General features: G+C 66.1%; 18 protein-coding genes. All 18 read left to right on the top strand.

The genetic code is table 11. The features are described 5' to 3' along the window. Window positions 1-152: 152 nt before the first annotated feature. The 18 genes from hslV (at window position 153) to metK (ending at window position 16,747) form a co-directional block, all read left to right on the top strand. Window positions 153-722, top strand: coding sequence for an ATP-dependent protease subunit HslV (hslV, locus tag FQV39_RS19615; RefSeq protein ID WP_472840600.1), 570 nt, complete (start codon window positions 153-155; stop codon window positions 720-722). Between the two features lie 51 nt (window positions 723-773). Beyond that, window positions 774-2,084, top strand: a complete 1,311-nt coding sequence (gene hslU, locus FQV39_RS19610; RefSeq protein WP_149131821.1) for an ATP-dependent protease ATPase subunit HslU — start codon at window positions 774-776, stop codon at window positions 2,082-2,084. A 78-nt stretch (window positions 2,085-2,162) separates the two neighbouring features. Then, the gene (locus tag FQV39_RS19605; RefSeq protein ID WP_149131820.1) at window positions 2,163-2,423 is read left to right on the top strand and encodes a ribbon-helix-helix domain-containing protein; all 261 of its coding nucleotides are present in this window, start codon (window positions 2,163-2,165) and stop codon (window positions 2,421-2,423) included. Continuing rightward, window positions 2,420-2,734: a type II toxin-antitoxin system RelE/ParE family toxin gene (locus FQV39_RS19600; RefSeq protein ID WP_149131819.1), complete on the top strand. Its 315-nt coding sequence runs from the start codon at window positions 2,420-2,422 to the stop codon at window positions 2,732-2,734. Before FQV39_RS19605 ends, FQV39_RS19600 begins: the two co-directional genes overlap by 4 nt. Beyond that, the gene (murJ, locus tag FQV39_RS19595; protein ID WP_187639991.1) at window positions 2,731-4,287 is read left to right on the top strand and encodes a murein biosynthesis integral membrane protein MurJ; all 1,557 of its coding nucleotides are present in this window, start codon (window positions 2,731-2,733) and stop codon (window positions 4,285-4,287) included. Before FQV39_RS19600 ends, murJ begins: the two co-directional genes overlap by 4 nt. Window positions 4,288-4,333: 46 nt before the next feature. After that, complete coding sequence (trpS, locus tag FQV39_RS19590; protein WP_149131817.1) at window positions 4,334-5,380, top strand: tryptophan--tRNA ligase; 1,047 nt, start codon at window positions 4,334-4,336, stop codon at window positions 5,378-5,380. A gap of 87 nt (window positions 5,381-5,467) precedes the next feature. Further along, entirely contained in the window at window positions 5,468-5,962 is a 495-nt protein-coding gene (locus FQV39_RS19585) for a universal stress protein (protein WP_149131816.1), read from the top strand. Between the two features lie 191 nt (window positions 5,963-6,153). Further along, a complete protein-coding gene (locus FQV39_RS19580; protein ID WP_149131815.1) occupies window positions 6,154-6,714 on the top strand; it encodes a NifU family protein in 561 nt (186 codons plus the stop codon). 54 nt (window positions 6,715-6,768) lie between these two features. Beyond that, window positions 6,769-7,452, top strand: coding sequence for a tRNA (adenosine(37)-N6)-threonylcarbamoyltransferase complex dimerization subunit type 1 TsaB (tsaB, locus tag FQV39_RS19575; RefSeq protein WP_149131814.1), 684 nt, complete (start codon window positions 6,769-6,771; stop codon window positions 7,450-7,452). Window positions 7,453-7,505: 53 nt separating this feature from the next. Further along, complete coding sequence (locus FQV39_RS19570; protein WP_149131813.1) at window positions 7,506-8,000, top strand: GNAT family N-acetyltransferase; 495 nt, start codon at window positions 7,506-7,508, stop codon at window positions 7,998-8,000. Window positions 8,001-8,079: 79 nt separating this feature from the next. Continuing rightward, window positions 8,080-8,880, top strand: a complete 801-nt coding sequence (locus tag FQV39_RS19565) for a lysophospholipid acyltransferase family protein (RefSeq protein WP_149131812.1) — start codon at window positions 8,080-8,082, stop codon at window positions 8,878-8,880. Between the two features lie 107 nt (window positions 8,881-8,987). Beyond that, window positions 8,988-10,358 carry a tRNA (N6-isopentenyl adenosine(37)-C2)-methylthiotransferase MiaB gene (gene miaB, locus FQV39_RS19560; RefSeq protein ID WP_149131811.1) on the top strand — a complete coding sequence of 457 codons (1,371 nt, stop codon included), beginning with the start codon at window positions 8,988-8,990 and terminating at the stop codon, window positions 10,356-10,358. Window positions 10,359-10,565: 207 nt separating this feature from the next. After that, window positions 10,566-11,684, top strand: a complete 1,119-nt coding sequence (locus FQV39_RS19555; RefSeq protein ID WP_248313073.1) for a PhoH family protein — start codon at window positions 10,566-10,568, stop codon at window positions 11,682-11,684. Further along, window positions 11,681-12,262, top strand: coding sequence for an rRNA maturation RNase YbeY (ybeY, locus tag FQV39_RS19550; RefSeq protein WP_248313072.1), 582 nt, complete (start codon window positions 11,681-11,683; stop codon window positions 12,260-12,262). The genes FQV39_RS19555 and ybeY overlap by 4 nt, the downstream gene beginning before the upstream one ends. Continuing rightward, window positions 12,259-13,248, top strand: a complete 990-nt coding sequence (locus FQV39_RS19545) for a hemolysin family protein (protein WP_149131810.1) — start codon at window positions 12,259-12,261, stop codon at window positions 13,246-13,248. Before ybeY ends, FQV39_RS19545 begins: the two co-directional genes overlap by 4 nt. Continuing rightward, entirely contained in the window at window positions 13,248-14,840 is a 1,593-nt protein-coding gene (gene lnt / locus FQV39_RS19540) for an apolipoprotein N-acyltransferase (protein ID WP_149131809.1), read from the top strand. Before FQV39_RS19545 ends, lnt begins: the two co-directional genes overlap by 1 nt. Before the next feature lie 129 nt (window positions 14,841-14,969). After that, window positions 14,970-15,383: a helix-turn-helix domain-containing protein gene (locus FQV39_RS19535; protein ID WP_149131808.1), complete on the top strand. Its 414-nt coding sequence runs from the start codon at window positions 14,970-14,972 to the stop codon at window positions 15,381-15,383. Between the two features lie 158 nt (window positions 15,384-15,541). Then, a complete protein-coding gene (gene metK / locus FQV39_RS19530; RefSeq protein WP_149131807.1) occupies window positions 15,542-16,747 on the top strand; it encodes a methionine adenosyltransferase in 1,206 nt (401 codons plus the stop codon). The last annotated feature ends 61 nt before the right edge of the window (window positions 16,748-16,808 follow it).

Raw genomic sequence — 16,808 nt, 5'->3', positions numbered from 1 at the left:
GGGCTGCCGACGGCTCATCGCTAACAGCGTCAGCCGTGATTCGTCCGCAAAACCCAGCTTTGCAGCGACGTTGCGACTGTGCCCTCTTGATAGAGCGGGCTTGCCTGAACATGTTGGCGTCTTCCGCAGTCCAGTTCCGGTTCCCGATCGCCATGTCCGAACACAGCAATGTCCCCGTGATGCACGCCACCACCATCCTGATGGTGCGCAAGGGCGGGCGGGTCGTCATCGGCGGCGACGGGCAGGTCTCGCTCGGCCAGACGATCATGAAGGGCAATGCCAAGAAAGTCCGTCGCCTCGCCAAGGGGCAGGTGATTGCTGGCTTTGCCGGGGCGACTGCCGATGCCTTCACCCTGTTCGAGCGGCTGGAGGCCAAGCTCGAGCAATATCCGGCGCAGCTGTTGCGCGCCTGCGTCGAGCTTGCCAAGGACTGGCGCACGGATCGCTATCTGCGCCGGCTGGAGGCGATGCTGCTCGTCGCCGACAAGGAGGTCAGCCTGCTGATCTCCGGCACCGGCGACGTGCTGGAGCCGGAGGCAAGCGAGCACGGCGCGGTGATGGCGATCGGTTCCGGCGGCAACTATGCGCTTTCGGCGGCGCGTGCCCTGATCGATATCGAGCCCGATGCCGAGACGATCGTGCGCAAGGCGATGACGATCGCCGGTGACATCTGCGTCTACACCAACCACTCGCTCGTCATCGAGACGCTCGAAGCAGCCTGACGTTTGCCGCCAGCACGCTCGCCAGGCCATTTCATCCGGATACAGTACGCAATGACCAGCTTTTCCCCCCGCGAGATCGTCTCGGAGCTCGACCGCTTCATCGTCGGTCAGAAGGATGCCAAGCGCGCCGTCGCCATCGCGTTGCGCAACCGCTGGCGCCGCCAGCAGCTGCAGGGGCCACTGCGCGAGGAGGTCTTGCCGAAGAACATCCTGATGATCGGGCCGACCGGCTGCGGCAAGACCGAGATCGCGCGCCGCCTCGCCAAGCTCGCCAACGCGCCCTTCCTCAAGGTCGAAGCGACCAAGTTCACCGAGGTTGGTTATGTCGGCCGCGACGTGGAATCGATCGTGCGCGACCTCGTCGAGGTCGCGATCGCGCTGGTGCGCGAGAGCCGGCGCAAGGATGTCCAGGCCAAGGCGCATCTCGCGGCCGAGGAGCGTGTGCTCGACGCCCTGGTCGGCGCGAGTTCCAGCCAGGCGACGCGCGAGTCCTTCCGCCGCAAGCTGCGCGACAACGAGCTCGACGAGAAGGAGATCGAGGTCGAGGTGGCGGCGGGCGCTGGCGCGGCCACGCCGATGTTCGAACTGCCCGGTATGCCGGGCGCCTCGATCGGCGCGATCAATCTCTCCGACATGCTCGGCAAGGCCTTCGGCCAGAAGGGCAAGCCGAGGCGCATGCTGGTCAAGGATGCCTATCAGCCACTGCTGGCCGAGGAGAGCGACAAGCTAATCGACCAGGAGGCGATCGTGCAGGCGGCGATCCGCGAGGTCGAGAACAACGGCATCGTCTTCCTCGACGAGATCGACAAGATCTGCAGCCGCGAGGGCAAGGGCGGCGCCGATGTCTCGCGCGAGGGCGTGCAGCGCGACCTGCTGCCGCTGATCGAGGGCACCACCGTCGCGACCAAGTACGGCGCGGTCAAGAGCGACCACATCCTGTTCATCGCCTCGGGTGCGTTCCACATCTCCCGCCCCTCCGATCTGCTGCCGGAGCTGCAGGGCCGTCTGCCGATCCGCGTCGAGCTCAATCCGCTCGATATCGAGGATTTCAAGCGCATCCTCACCGAGACCGAGGCGAGCCTGATCAAGCAGACGGTCGCTCTGATGGCGACCGAAGAGGTCACGGTCGAATTCAAACCCGACGCGATCGACGCCATCGCCCGCATCGCCGTCGACGTGAACTCCACGGTCGAGAACATCGGCGCCCGCCGGCTCCAGACCGTGATCGAGCGCATCCTCGACGAGATCTCCTTCACCGCGCCGGATCGCTCGGGCGAGACCGTCGTCATCGACGCAGCTTATGTCGAGACCCGCATCGGGGATCTGGCGAAGAACGCCGATCTGAGCCGGTTTATTCTCTGACGTCGCGGAATCGCGCCTGTCGCGCATGGCCTCTGTCTTCAAGATTGTGTATCTTGAAGACAGAAGAGGTTCGAAGCCATGTCCCGCACGACGACCATGACGGTGCGCATCGGTAGTACGTTGAGCGAATTCGTCGCCCGCAATATCGGCGAAGACGGCGCCTATGAGAATGTCAGCGAATACGTCCGCGACCTGATCCGGCGTGACAAGGAACGGGTCGAGCGTGAAGCGTTCGAACGGCTCAAGGCCGAGCTGACCCACGCCTTCGCGGCCCCCGATGAAAGCTATCGCCCGCTGACGGCGGCCGAGGTGATTGCGCGCAACAAGGCCTCCGTGTGACCGCCATTCGCGTTCAGGAAGCTGCATCGCGGCGGCTGGACGAGATTTATTGCTATACGCGCGACGCTTTCGGCGCTGCGCAGGCCGAACGCTATATCGAAGGTCTTTTCGAGGCTTTCGGGCGGATCGAGACGCATGCCGTGCTGTCGCGGCCTGTACCCGCGGAATTCGGCGTCGACGGTTTCCTCTTTCGCTACGGGCGCCATGTCGTCTATTGGCGCAGGCTCGCGAACGGGGATATCGGCATCGTGACCATCCTCCACGAGCGGATGCACCAAATCGACCGCTTCCGCGAGGATTTCGGGCTGTGATCGAGACCTCGCCCTCCCGCCTCGCCCGCGATTCGGCCGTTGTCGGAGCCGCCACGGTCGCCTCGCGCCTGCTCGGCTTTGCACGTGACGTGCTGATCGCGCGCCTGCTCGGCGGCGGGCCGGTGGCCGACGCCTTCCTCGCCGCGCTGCGCCTGCCCAATCTGGTGCGGCGCGTGCTGGGCGAGGGCGGGCTCAACGCGCCTTTCGTACCGCTCTACCTGGCCGTCAAGAACGACAAGGGCAATGGCGCTGCGCTACGCTTCGCCGGCGAGGCGACCGGGCATCTCGGCCTGCTTCTGCTCCTCCTTGTCGCGTTCGGCGAGTTCTTCGCGCCCTGGCTCGTGCTCGGCCTTGCCAGCGGCTTCGCCGATGAGCCTGAAACGCTTGCTCTGGCGGCCTCCTACACGCGGCTGATGCTGCCCTTCCTGCTGCTGACGACGCTTGCCGCGTTGCTGGCGGCCTTGCTCAATGCCGAGCGCCGTTTTGCCGTCGCGGCCCTCGCGCCGGCGCTGATGAACGCGATCCTGCTCGCCCTCCTGCTCGTCCTGCATGTGACGGGTGCAGCGCCCGAGGTCGGGGCGCGCTGGCTCGCGCTTTGCGTCAGCCTCACCGGCCTCGCCCATCTTGCGATGATCCTGATCAGCTTGCATGGCTTGGCCCTGCCGCGCCCGAGTCTGCGCTGGTCGCCGGAGATGGCGCGGCTGATCCGCACCGGCGGGGCGACGCTGCTGGCGGCCTCGGCCGCCCAGCTCGTGCTGCTCGTCGCGACGCAGATCGCCTCTTCCGAGCCCGGCGCGGTGGCGGCGCTCTACTATGCCGACCGCGTCTTCCAGCTCCCGCTCGGCTTCGTCGGTGTGGCGATGGGTACGGTCGTGCTCTCCGACATGGCGCTGGCGGCGCACCGCGGCGGGCCCGACGCCATGCTCGGGCAGTCGCTGGCGCTCGGCCTTGCGCTCGCCTTGCCGGCGGCGACGGCGCTCGTGGCGCTCGCCGAGCCGATCGTGTCCGCACTGTTCGAGTATGGTCGCTTCGATGCCGGCGATCGCGAGCGCACGGCTGCGGCGCTCGCCGCCTTCGGCTGCGGCTTGCCTTTCGCCGTCGTGGCGAAGGTCTTCGGACAGGTCTATTTCGCGCGCAGCCTGCCGAGGCTGCCGCTGATCTCGGGCGGCCTGGCGGTGCTCGTCGCGGTGCTGGCCGGGTTTCTGCTGCCGGGCGGTCGCAATGCGGCGCAGATGGCGGCTTTGGCGGCAACACTCGCCTTTGCCGTTCAGACGCTCATGCTTGGTATCGCCTTGCTGCGCGATGGCATCTGGCGGCCGAGTTTCGGCAATCTGCGGCCCATCGCCGCCAGCCTCGCCGCCAGCGCGCTCATGCTCGGCGTGCTGGTGCTGCTGTTGCGCCTGCTGGCGGTGCCGCTGATGGCAGGCCAGCCGACATTCCACCGCGTCGGGGCGCTCGGCCTGCTCTGCCTCGCAGGCCTTGTCAGCTACGGCACGGCGGGCTGGGTGCTCGGCGCCTTCGGCGCTCTCCCCTTGCGCAAGCGGCGGGCTTGAGCCAGAAGCGCCGCTTCCCTCCTCCATCGTGACGACGGAGTGCCCCATGTCGGGTTTTCATCAGCGCGTTTTCTCAGGCATGCAGCCGACCTCCACGCTGCATCTCGGCAACTATCTCGGCGCGCTGACCAACTGGGTGGCGATGCAGAAGACGCATGAGTGCATCTATTGCGTCGTCGACATGCACGCGATCACGATGTGGCAGGACCCTGCCGACCTGAAGCGCGCCATCCGCGAGGTCACTGCGGCCTATATCGCCGCCGGCGTTGATCCGCAGAAGAGCATCATCTTCAACCAGAGCCAGGTCTCGGGCCATGCCGAGCTCGCATGGATCTGCAACTGTATCGCGCGGCTGGGCTGGATGAACCGCATGACACAGTTCAAGGAGAAGGCCGGCAAGGACCGCGAGAATGCTTCGCTCGGCCTCTACGCCTATCCGAGCCTGATGGCGGCCGACATCCTGCTCTACAAGGCCACGCATGTGCCCGTCGGCGAGGACCAGAAGCAGCATCTGGAGCTCACCCGCGACATTGCCCAGAAGTTCAACAACGACTTCGCGCCGCAGATCGCCGAGCTCGACCTGGGTACGGGCGATGTCGGCTTCTTCCCGCTGCCGGAGCCGATGATCATGGGCCCGGCTCAGCGCGTGATGAGCCTGCGCGACGGCACCAAGAAGATGTCGAAATCGGATGCCTCCGACTATTCGCGCATCAACCTGACGGACGATGCCGACACCATCGCCCAGAAGATCCGCAAGGCGAAGACCGATCCCGACGCGCTCCCCTCCGAGGAGAAGGGGCTGGAGGGGCGGCCCGAGGCCGAGAATCTCGTCGGCATCTATGCCGGCCTCTCGGGCTCGTCGAAGGGCGCGGTTCTGCAGCAGTTTGGCGGCAGCCAGTTCTCGGGCTTCAAGGCGGCGCTGGTCGATCTCGCGGTCGAAAAGCTCGCCCCCATCGCCGTGGAGATGCGCCGCCTGCTGGCCGAGCCGAAGCATATCGACACGATCCTCGGTGAAGGCGCGGCCCGGGCCGATACCATCGCCGCGCCGATCATGCGCGAGGTCAAGGATATCGTCGGCTTCGTGCGCGGCTGACGAGGACCGCTTGGGGGTGACGGGCTTGCGCCGGGGGGCCGGCGCAGGCCACCATGCTTGTCCCTCAAGCGGCGGCAGGACAGTTTCATGGTCAAGAAACGGCGATCCTACGAGACGGGCCATCGCCCCAAGTTTCTCGCGGTGGTCGACGATACCGAGGAATGTGCCAAGGCGCTTCGCTTCGCTTCGCGCCGCTGCGCCCGCCTCGGCGCGGCGATCGTGCTCCTTGCCGTCGCCCCACCGCCCGAGCACGAGACCTGGCTCGGCGTCGGCGACGTCATGCGGGCGGAAGCCGAGGCCGAGGCCGAGAAGCGGCTCGACGCGGCTGCTGCCGCGGTGCGGACGCTCGCCGGCCTCGAGCCCGAACGCATTGTGCGCATCGGCGACAAGGCCGGAGAGCTGGTCAAGCTGATCGAGGAGGACGAGGATATCTCGCTTCTGGTGCTTGCCGCTGGAACCGGTCGTGAAGGCCCCGGTCCGCTGGTCAGCGCGCTGGCCGGCAAATCCTCCGCGAGCTTCCCGATTCCCGTCGCCATCGTGCCGGGGCATCTGGAGGATGAGGAAATCGACGCGCTCGCCTGACCGTCATTGCGAGCGCAGCGAAGCAATCCAGGGGACTGGGTGAGACGTTCAACCTAGTCCCCTGGATTGCTTCGTCGCTTCGCTCCTCGCAATGACGACGCGCGCTCTGCTTCGTGCTGGAATGATTCCAGTGACGCCCCTATATCGAGACTAGGAACGGCGACCTTGAACCGCCGGTACCGGAGGTATCTATGTTCATCCAGACCGAAGCGACGCCGAATCCGGCGACTTTGAAGTTCCTGCCCGGCCGCATCGTCATGGGCAGCGGCACGCTCGACCTGCGCGATGCCGAAGGCGCCGCGCGCTCGCCGCTGGCTCAGCGCCTGTTCGGCGTTTCCGGCGTTTCCGGCGTCTTCCTCGGCTCCGATTTCATCACCGTCACCAAGTCGGATGGCGAATGGCCGCATCTGAAGCCGGCCATCCTCGGCGCGATCATGGAGCATTTCATGTCCGGCGCCCCGGTGCTGGCCGAGAATTCCGCCGCCGATCTCGACGAGGAAGGCGAGTTCTTCGCTCCGGAAGATGCCGAGACGGTCGATACGATCAAGGATCTGCTCGAAACCCGAATCCGCCCGGCGGTGGCCGGTGACGGCGGCGATATCACCTTCCGCGGCTATCGCGACGGCACGGTCTATCTCGTCATGAAGGGTGCCTGCTCGGGCTGTCCCTCCTCGACCGCGACGCTGAAGCACGGCATTCAGAACCTGCTGCACCATTTCCTGCCGGAAGTGCGCGGAGTCGAGGCGGTTTGAACCGGCCGAAGGATGTGCGCGTGACGGGCCTGGCTTTCGCGGAATGAAGATCTGATGCGCATTCTCGCGATCGACACGGCGCTGGGGGCCTGCTCGGCCTGTGTCCTGGAAGCCGGTGAAACCGAGCCGCTGGCGCAGGAGCAGCTCGCCATGGACCGCGGCCATGCGGAAGCGCTGATGCCGCTGGTCGAGCGGGTGATGAACGCCGTCGAGGGCGGTTTCTCCTCGCTGGGCCGCGTCGCGGTCACCGTCGGCCCCGGCAGCTATACCGGGCTGCGGGTCGGCGTCAGCGCGGCCCGCGCCATCGCTTTTGCGGCCGGCATCCCGGCTGTCGGCGTCACCACCGTCGCTGCCTGCGCTGCTCCGTTGATCGGCCGCGAATCCGGTCGTGTCATCGCGGCTGCGCTCGATGCCAAGCACGGCCAGGTCTGGTTCCAGGCGCTGACCTCGGAAGGCAAGCCGCTCGTTTCGCTCCGGCAGGTCAGCTATCGCGATGCCGCACGTGCCATCGGCGCCGGCCCCGTCAGCCTCGTCGGTTCCTCGGCGCTGGCCGTCGCCAACGAGGCCTGGGCGATCGGCCTCGATGCTGTGGTCGTCGATGACACGAAGGCGCCGGACATTGCCTGGGTTGCGCGGCTTGGCTTGATCGCCGATCCGGAGACCGCCCCGCCGCGCCCGCTCTACCTGAAGGCACCGGAGACGACGCCGCAGGACAAAGCCCGCCTGCCGCGCCGGTGAACGCCTCCTCCAAATGGTGGTTGTCGAAACGTCAATCTGTGCGAACAAGCGGGATGGATTGGCTGCGCAAGCTCCTGCACCCTGATTCGGCGCCCGCCCGCACAATGCGGCTCGATGCCGGCTACGCCCGGCAAGTCGCGATCCTGCATCATCAGGGCGGCTTCGCGCGCGGCTGGGAGCCGGCCGAGTGCGCCGCGCTGATCGCCGAGACGAGCGTCGCCGCCGATGGTGTTTTCGGCAAGGGCAGCGATCCGGCTGGCTTCGTGATGTCACGCAAGGCGGCCGACGAGGCCGAGATCCTCAGCATCGTGGTCGCCCCGGCCAATAGGCGCGACGGCCTCGGCCGCATCCTGCTCTCGGCTCATCTTGCCCGGCTCGCGGAGGATGGCGTCGCGCGCGTCTTCCTCGAGGTCGAGGAAGGCAATCTCGCGGCGGAGCGGCTCTATCGGCATTTCGGCTTCCGCGAGGTTGGGCGTCGCAAGGGCTACTACCCCAAGGCCGACGGCAGCCGCGCCACCGCGATTGCGATGCGCCTCGATCTGACGTGACTCTGCGACATAATCGCGCCATTGACGGCGCTCCGACCAACAAGGTGTTCTCCCCGCCGATGACCGGACCCGTCCGCGCATGAAAGACCTCCGCGTCGGCGCGCTTTTTCGCCTTGCCCTGCTCATCGGCGGCACGCTCGGGCTCGTCCTGCTTCAGCTTGTCGTGATGCGGGTCACGCCGAAATACCGGGGCGTCTTGCCGTTGCATTTCCATCGCCTGACCTGCTGGTGCCTGGGCGTGCGCCGCCGGGTCAGGGGACTGCCGCCGCCGGCCGGGACAGGGGCGCTGATCGTGGCCAACCATGTCTCCTGGCTCGATATCGGCGTCCTCGGCGCCGAGCGTGAGCTGGCCTTCGTGGCCAAGAGCGAGGTCGGCGAATGGCCGGTGGTCGGCTTCCTCGCCAATCTCCAGCATACGGTCTATATCGACAGGCAACGCCGCGGCGCGACCGCAGGTGTTGCTGCCGCGATGGGCGCCCGCATCGCCGCCGGAGAGGAAGTGGTGCTCTTCGCCGAAGGCACGACCGGAGACGGCACGCGCATCCTGCCCTTCCGCTCCTCGTTGCTCGGCGCGGCGCATCAGGCCATGGGCGACGTAGAGACGGATGTCACGGTCTACCCGCTGACCATCACCTATACCGGCTGGCAGGGGCTGCCAGGGGGGCGTGTCGAGCGTGCTGCGCTTGCCTGGTACGGCGATACCGAGCTCTGGCCGCATCTGAAGCTGGTGCTGGAATGCGGCGCGATCGATGTCGAGCTGGTCTGGGGTGAACCGATCGTGATGGGCCGCACCATGTCGCGCAAGGCGGCGACGCGACGGGCAGAGGATGCGGTACGCGCGGCGCGGAACGAGGCGGTCACGGGCCGGCCGGCCGTCTGAGACGGGTTGGCGCACGGCTTGCCTGTTGCGATGTCAGCGAAGCCGGGCCGTTTCCAAGGCGCCCGATCCGCAGTAAAGAAAAGCTTTTGGAGACCCGATCCGCGACGATGAAGAAAGTCCACATCAAGTCCTTCGGCTGCCAGATGAACGTCTATGACGGGCAGCGCATGGCCGACATCCTGAGCCACCAGGGCTATGAGGAAACGGCGACGCCGGAGGGCGCGGATCTGATCCTGCTGAACACCTGCCATATCCGTGATCGGGCGGTGCAGAAGGTCTACTCCGAACTCGGCAAGCTGCGCGACATCAAGAACGCCCAGACGGCCGAGGGGCAGGAGACGAAGATCGTCGTCGCCGGCTGCGTCGCCCAGGCCGAGGGCGCCGAAATCCAGCATCGCCAGCCTGCCGTCGATCTCGTGGTCGGGCCGCAGGCCTATCACCGCCTGCCGGAATTGCTGGCCGAGGCGGCGCGGAAGCGGGTCGTCGACACCGACCTGCCGATCGAGGACAAGTTCGGCTTCCTGCCGGCGCCGAAGCCGCAGATCATCCGGGCGCGCGGCGTTTCCGCCTTCGTCACGGTCCAGGAGGGTTGCGACAAGTTCTGCGCCTTCTGTGTCGTGCCCTATACCCGCGGCGCCGAGTTCTCGCGCCCCGTCGCCCAGGTTCTCGCCGAGGTCGAGCGCCTGGCGCAGGCCGGCGTGCGCGACGTCACGCTGATCGGCCAGAACGTCAACGCCTATCATGGCGAGGGGCCGGATGGGGCGGTCTGGGGTCTGGCGCGGCTGATGCGCCGCGTTGCCGAGGTGCCGGGCATCGCCCGCATCCGCTACACGACGAGCCATCCGCGCGACATGGACGACGATCTCATCGCCGCCCATCGTGACCTGCCGCAGGCGATGCCCTTCCTGCATCTGCCGGTGCAGGCCGGATCGGACCGCATCCTCGCCGCGATGAACCGCAAGCACACCGGCGACGAGTATCGCCGCCTGATCGAGCGCATCCGCAAGGCGCGTCCCGATATCGCGCTCTCTTCGGATTTCATAGTCGGTTTTCCGGGCGAGACCGACGCCGATTTCGAGGACACGATCCGCCTGGTCGACGAGATCGGCTTCGCTTCGAGCTATTCCTTCAAATATTCGCCGCGCCCCGGCACGCCGGCAGCCGAGCTCGACGCACAGATTCCGCGCACGGTGATGGATGAGCGCCTCTACCGGCTGCAGGAGCGGATCGAACATCACCGCCAGGCTTTCAACGCCGCGATGGTCGGGCGAACTGTGGATGTCCTGCTGGAGCGGGTGGGCCGCCACCCCGGCCAGCTTGCTGGAAAGTCACCCTATCTGCAGGCTGTCCAGATCGAGAGCGAGGCGAATCAGATCGGCGACATCGTTCAGGTGACGATCGAGCGGGCCGGTTCCAATTCGCTCTTCGGCCGGCTGGCGGAGGCGGGGCGGACGGATGGAAAGGACATGGCCGCTTGAGCGCGCTGCGGTTCGTGCCCATCTCCTGCTGGAAGGCTCTGGCCTGTCATCAGGCTGAGATTGTTGCGTTCGGATATGCTGCGAGACGACCCGGCCGGGCGCTCCTGCCCGGCGGGAACGGGTGCAAAAGCCCGCCCTACGGAGACGACGCATTTGGCACAGGCTGATTCGACGACGCAAAGACCCGACCGGACCCCGCGACGTGAGGTGTCGCCAGCCCGCCCTGAGGTTGCGGGCCGCGATGGGTTGCCGGCCACCGAGGTCGTGCTGTCCTTCGATGACAACCGCCTCGCCAGCCTCGTCTTCGGCCAGTACGACCAGAATCTCGCCCATCTCGAGCGGCGGCTCGGCGTCGTGGTCAATCCCAACGGCAACCACGTCACGGTGAAGGGTCCGCGCGAGACCGCCGAGCAGGCAGGCCGCGTTTTGAAAACGCTCTATGCCCGCGCCAAGGCCGGCGCCTCGGTCACTCTCGGCGAGGTCGACGGGGCGATCGAGGAGAGCAATGTCCAGCGCTCGCTCTTCCCGGCCGCCGATGTCGGCAAGGCCTCCTTCGACGCTGTCGTCACCCGCAAGCGCGGGCCGGTCAGGGCGCGCAACGCCGCGCAGGACGCCTATCTGCGCCAGCTCAAGCGCCATGAACTGGTGCTCACCGAAGGCCCGGCCGGCACCGGCAAGACCTGGCTCGCGGTCGGGCACGCCGTCTCGCTGATCGAGCAGGGCGTGGTCGAGCGCATGATCCTGTCGCGCCCGGCGGTGGAGGCGGGCGAGCGGCTCGGCTTCCTGCCCGGCGACATGCGCGAGAAGGTCGATCCCTATCTCCGGCCGATCTATGACGCGCTCAACGACTTCATGGAGGCGCGCCATGTCGAGCGCGGCCTGCAGACCGGCATGATCGAGATCGCGCCGCTCGCCTTCATGCGCGGCCGCACGCTGACCAATGCCGTCGTTCTGCTGGACGAGGCGCAGAACGCCACCGCGATGCAGATGAAGATGTTCCTCACCCGCCTGGGCGAGGGCTCCCGCATGATCATCACCGGCGATCCCTCCCAGATCGACCTGCCGCCGGGCCAGCGCTCCGGGCTTGTCGAGGCGGTGAGGCTGCTCAAGGATGTCGACGGCGTCGGCTATGCCCGCTTCGAGGAGGGTGATGTCGTCAGGCATGAACTGGTGCGACGCATCGTCATGGCTTATGAGACGGCGGCGCGCCATGAGCGCGAGGAACGGGAGGAGCGCTTGCGCAATCCCGATACGCCCGCGGATTTCCACCGCGAGGGCGACAGCGAAGGACTGAAGCGGATGTTGGCGCGGGAGCGGCCGCGATGAACGATCGACCTCGCGGGCGGCGCTCGGCGCCGCCACCCGAGAAGATGTCACTTGATCTCGATCTGAGGGCTCAGTCACGCAAGTGGCAGGCCGTCGGCAATCTTGCGAGCCTACGGGCACTGGTCACCGAGGCGCTTGCGGCAGGCCTCGCCGTAGCGCCTCGCAAGCCCCTGCCCGGTGCCGAGCTCAGCCTGTTGCTGACCGATGACAAGCGGATTCGGGTCATCAACCGCGACTGGCGCGGCTTCGACAAGGCGACGAATGTGCTCTCCTTCCCGGCGGCCCCGGCCGAGCGCATTTCAGCCAGCCCATTGCTCGGCGACATCGTCATCGCCTTCGAGACGGTCGAGCGCGAAGCTCAGGGCGAAGGCAAGGACATCGCCGACCATCTGCGCCATCTGGTCATCCATGGCCTGCTGCACCTGCTCGGCGAGGATCATGAGACCGATGACGAGGCGCGCCGCATGGAAGCGCTCGAAATCGAGGCGCTCGCCCGTCTCGGCATTGCCGACCCCTATGCCGATGGCGAGCTTATCGCCGCGCCGGCCCCTTCTTCCGTACAGTTTCCGCAGCCATGAGCGACGACAGTCGACAATCCCAGTCTGAAACCAATGGCCGCGGCTTCGGCCATTGGCTCGGTCAGTTCCTCGAACGTCTCGGCCTGCGCGCCGGCGGCACGGCGCGCGAGGAGATCGTTGAGGCCCTGGCCGAGGAGAATGGCGAGCTTGCTGACATTTCCGCACAGGAGCGTGCGATGCTCAGCAACGTGCTGAGCTTGCGTGAGCGCCGCGTCAGCGATGTCATGATCCCGCGCGCCGATATCGTCGCCGTGCCGGCGGATGCCACGCTGGACGAATTGTTCGCGCATTTCCGGACTGCCGGCCATTCGCGCCTGCCGGTCTTCGACGATACGCTCGACGACCCGCGCGGCATGGTCCACATCCGCGACTTTCTGGAATACATCGCCGAGAAGGCCCGGCCCGAAGGCGACCAGCCCTCCGAAGACGGCGGCAAGCTGGCCGTCCCGCATGACCTTGCGGCGGTTGACCTGAAGACGCCGCTCTCGGCGACGGAGCTGCTGCGGCCGGTGCTCTATGTTCCGCCTTCGATGCCGGCGGTCGATCTTCTGGTCCGCATGCAGGCGACGCGCACGCATATCGCACTCGTCATCGACGAATATGGCGGCACCGACGGGCTCGTCTCGATCGAGGACTTGATCGAGATCGTCGTCGGCGACATCGAAGACGAGCACGATCTCGAGGAGATACCGATCGCACCGATGGGCGAGGACAGCTTCACCGCGGATGCGCGCGCGACGCTGGAGGAGCTCAAGCGTGCGACCGGCGTCGATCTCTCGCAGAATGAGGTGGCTGACGATATCGACACGCTGGGCGGGCTGATCGTGACCCTGGCCGGCCGTGTTCCGGCGCAGGGCGAGATCGTCGAGGGGCCGGAAGGGCTGAGCTTCGAGATCCTTGACTCCGATCAGCGCCGCGTGAAGCGCCTGACGATCCATCGCCGCAGCCAGACGGCGCCTGAAGAAACGGCGATGGAGCCTGGTTGATGCGCGTGGCGAGGCTTGCGGAAGCCGTCATTCTCGCTTGGGGATGGCGTAAGCGGCTCATCGCGCTTTTCGCGGGTGCGAGCGGCGCGCTTGCCTTGCCACCCCTCGATCTCTGGCCGCTCGTCATTGTCCCGATGACGGTGGCGGTCTGGCTCCTTGATGGCGCGGTTGGCACCACTGCGATCGGTCGCTTCCGTGCAGGCTTCTCCGCCGGCTGGTGGTGGGGCTTCGGCTTCTTCCTTGCCGGATTGTGGTGGCTCGGCGCCGCCTTCCTCGTCGAGGCCGACAAATTCGCCTGGGCGATGCCGCTGGGGGTCGTGGCGCTGCCAGCCTTTCTGGCGATCTTCCCGGCCCTGGCCTTTGGCGCCGCTCGCCTGTTCTGGCCCGAAGGAGCCCGACGCATTCTCGTCCTCGCCGCAGCGCTGGCGGTGAGCGAATGGCTTCGTGGCCATGTGCTGACCGGCTTTCCGTGGAACGTCTACGGCATGATGCTGGCGGGTGAGATCCACCTCGCCCAGTTCGCTTCGCTGGCAGGTCTGTACGGCCTGACTTTGCTCGCTGTCGCCATTGGCGCTGCGCCGGCTGTGATCGGCACGGCCAAGACTCCGGCCGGCCGCTGGACGGCTCCGCTGATCGCGCTGACCACCGTCGCGGCGTTGTTCGGCTTTGGCTTCTGGCGCATCCCGTCCGGCCCGTCGCCGGTCGTAGCGGGTGTGAAGCTCCGGCTGATGCAGCCCAACCTGCCCCAAGACGCCAAGTTCAATGGCCGCAACGGCGAGGCCATCCTCAACCAGTATCTCGCGCTGAGTGATCGCGCGACGAGCCCGACGACGCCCGGCCTGCAATCGGTCACGCATCTGATCTGGCCGGAATCCGCCTTCCCCTTCCTGCTGGGTCGCACGCCCGGCGCGCTGTCCCGCATCGCGGCCGTCCTGCCGCCCGACGTCACCCTGATCACCGGCGCCGCCAGGGCCGGCGAGATGCTGCCGGGAGAGGGCAGGCCGCCGATTTACAATGCGATCCAGGTCGTCAACGACGAAGGTGTCATCGTCGCGGGCTATGACAAGGTCCATCTGGTCCCGTTCGGCGAGTATCTTCCGTCTTTCCTCGATACGCTGATCCGCCGCGTCGGACTCTCGGAATTCGTGTCCGTTCCCGGCGGGTTTGCGGCTGGAACGAATCGGACGCCCCTTGCGGTCAAGGGACTTCCCGTCGCGGCCCCGCTGATCTGCTATGAGGCCGTTTTTCCGGGAGAGGTCGCCCCGCGCGGCCCCCGCGCCGGGTTTTTCCTGAATCTGACCAATGATGGCTGGTTCGGCCAGACCAGTGGCCCTTATCAGCACTTTGCCCAGGCGCGGCTTCGCAGCATCGAGGAAGGCCTGCCGCTCGTCCGGGTCGCCAATACCGGGATCTCCGGGGTGGTCGATGCCTACGGCCGTGTCGTCGCGAGCTTGCCTCTCGGTGTGGAAGGCGTATTGGATGCCCCGCTTCCGCGCAGCGGGCCGGTGACACCCTATGCCCGGGGTGGCGATGCCGTTTTTGCAGGCATGTTGCTCATTTTTCTGGCGGTTTCTCGCTTCAAAAGGGGCTGATCATCCCATTTGGAACAAATTTTGCGAGAATGAGTGGACCGTCCGTGCCGGCTATAATACACCACCGTTTCCGCGCCGACCAGGATGGCGGCTCCTGGTCATGACGACTGACGCAAGAGCAGGTTAATCATGATCAAGAAGGTCCCCAATCCGATCGATAAACATGTCGGAAGCCGCGTCCGCATGCGTCGAATGCTTGCTGGTATTAGCCAAGAAAAACTGGGTGATGCACTGGGTCTGACCTTTCAGCAGGTACAGAAATACGAGAAGGGTTCCAACCGAATCAGCGCAAGTCGTCTGCAGCAGATTGCCAAGATGCTTGACGTGCCGGTGTCCTTTTTCTTTGATGGTGCTCCCACGGGCGACGTTCCGGCCGGCGGTTTCGCCGATTCCGCGGCGACAGCGTATATTTCCGACTTCCTTGCGACCAGCGAAGGCGTGCAGCTCACCAAGGCCTTCACCCGCATCAAGAGTGGCCGTGTCCGGAAGCGGATTATCGATCTCGTCGAGGCGTTGGCCGAGCAAGACGCTGAAAACGCGTGATTCCGGGACGTTTTCGTTCGTCTTGACGAACAAGCCTTTCGATTAACGGATTTTCCCACTTGACGTCGAACGCGTCCGCTGCGAAGACGGCGCGTCTTTTGAGGCTGGCTTGGTGTGCCGGCCTGTTTCCATGTGCCGATTCAGGGGATACCGCGACCGTGTCACGCCAGAATTACCTGTTCACCAGCGAGTCCGTCTCCGAGGGACATCCCGACAAGGTCTGCGACCGCATCTCCGACGAAATCGTCGATCTCTTCTTCAAGGAAGCGGTGAAGGCCGGCTATGAGCCGTCCAAGGTCCGCGTCGCGGCCGAGACGCTGGCGACGACCAACCGCGTCGTCATCGCCGGCGAGGTCCGCACCCATCTCGACGAGAAGCAGATCAAGTCCAAGGTGAAGTCGGTCGCCCGCAAGGCGATCCGCAACATCGGCTACGAGCAGGACGGCTTCCACTGGAAGAAATGCAAGATCGACGTGCTGCTGCACCCGCAATCGGCTGATATCGCGCAGGGCGTCGACGAGGCCAGCAACAAGGATGTCGGCGCCGGCGACCAGGGCATCATGTTCGGCTATGCCAGCCGCGAGACGCCCGAGCTGCTGCCCGCCCCGATCTACTACGCCCACAAGATCCTCGAGACGCTGACGCTGGCCCGCAAGAAGGGCGAGGGCGATGCCGCCAAGCTCGGTCCCGACGCCAAGAGCCAGGTCACCGTCAAGTACGAGAACGGCAAGCCGGTCGGCGTCACCCAGATCGTGCTCTCGACCCAGCATCTCGACGAGAAGCTGAGCTCGGACGACGTCCGCAAGATCGTCGAGCCCTATATCCGCGAGGCCCTGCCGGAAGGCTGGATCTCCAAGGACACCGTCTGGCACATCAACCCGACCGGCAAGTTCGTGATCGGCGGCCCGGACGGTGACGCTGGCCTCACCGGCCGCAAGATCATCGTCGACACCTATGGCGGCGCGGCGCCGCATGGCGGCGGCGCCTTCTCCGGCAAGGATCCGACCAAGGTCGATCGTTCGGCTGCCTATGCGGCGCGCTACCTCGCCAAGAACGTCGTTGCGGCGAAGCTCGCCGATCGCGCCACGATCCAGCTCTCCTACGCCATCGGCGTCGCCAAGCCGCTGTCGATCTATGTCGACCTGCACGGCACCGGCAAGATCGACGAGGCCAAGCTGGAGGACGTCCTCGGCAAGATCGTCGATCTCTCGCCGAACGGCATCCGCAACCATCTCGGCCTCAACAAGCCGATCTATGCCAAGACCGCCGCTTACGGCCATTTCGGCCGCAAGGCCGGCCGCGACGGCTCCTTCTCCTGGGAGAAGACCGATCTCGTCGACGCGCTGAAGAAGGCTGTCGCCTGAGACGGACCGTCGGGTCATGAGCAAGAAGGCCGGGGTTCACCCGGCCTTTTTCTTTGACTTG

This window comes from Bosea sp. F3-2, assembly GCF_008253865.1.
Taxonomy (GTDB): domain Bacteria; phylum Pseudomonadota; class Alphaproteobacteria; order Rhizobiales; family Beijerinckiaceae; genus Allobosea.
Note: the sequence above shows the minus strand (reverse complement) of the source record. Positions and strands in the feature narration are given on the sequence as shown.

Excerpts from the sequence above, each read along its gene's own strand:
- FQV39_RS19585 (WP_149131816.1), top strand. The coding sequence starts at position 5,468 with ATGGTCAAGAAACGGCGATCCTACGAGACGGGCCATCGCCCCAAGTTT.
- trpS (WP_149131817.1), top strand. The coding sequence starts at position 4,334 with ATGTCGGGTTTTCATCAGCGCGTTTTCTCAGGCATGCAGCCGACCTCC.
- hslV (WP_472840600.1), top strand. The coding sequence starts at position 153 with ATGTCCGAACACAGCAATGTCCCCGTGATGCACGCCACCACCATCCTG.
- FQV39_RS19570 (WP_149131813.1), top strand. The coding sequence starts at position 7,506 with ATGGATTGGCTGCGCAAGCTCCTGCACCCTGATTCGGCGCCCGCCCGC.
- tsaB (WP_149131814.1), top strand. The coding sequence starts at position 6,769 with ATGCGCATTCTCGCGATCGACACGGCGCTGGGGGCCTGCTCGGCCTGT.
- FQV39_RS19565 (WP_149131812.1), top strand. The coding sequence starts at position 8,080 with ATGAAAGACCTCCGCGTCGGCGCGCTTTTTCGCCTTGCCCTGCTCATC.
- FQV39_RS19580 (WP_149131815.1), top strand. The coding sequence starts at position 6,154 with ATGTTCATCCAGACCGAAGCGACGCCGAATCCGGCGACTTTGAAGTTC.
- FQV39_RS19605 (WP_149131820.1), top strand. The coding sequence starts at position 2,163 with ATGTCCCGCACGACGACCATGACGGTGCGCATCGGTAGTACGTTGAGC.
- FQV39_RS19545 (WP_149131810.1), top strand. The coding sequence starts at position 12,259 with ATGAGCGACGACAGTCGACAATCCCAGTCTGAAACCAATGGCCGCGGC.
- hslU (WP_149131821.1), top strand. The coding sequence starts at position 774 with ATGACCAGCTTTTCCCCCCGCGAGATCGTCTCGGAGCTCGACCGCTTC.
- lnt (WP_149131809.1), top strand. The coding sequence starts at position 13,248 with ATGCGCGTGGCGAGGCTTGCGGAAGCCGTCATTCTCGCTTGGGGATGG.
- FQV39_RS19535 (WP_149131808.1), top strand. The coding sequence starts at position 14,970 with ATGATCAAGAAGGTCCCCAATCCGATCGATAAACATGTCGGAAGCCGC.
- ybeY (WP_248313072.1), top strand. The coding sequence starts at position 11,681 with ATGAACGATCGACCTCGCGGGCGGCGCTCGGCGCCGCCACCCGAGAAG.
- miaB (WP_149131811.1), top strand. The coding sequence starts at position 8,988 with ATGAAGAAAGTCCACATCAAGTCCTTCGGCTGCCAGATGAACGTCTAT.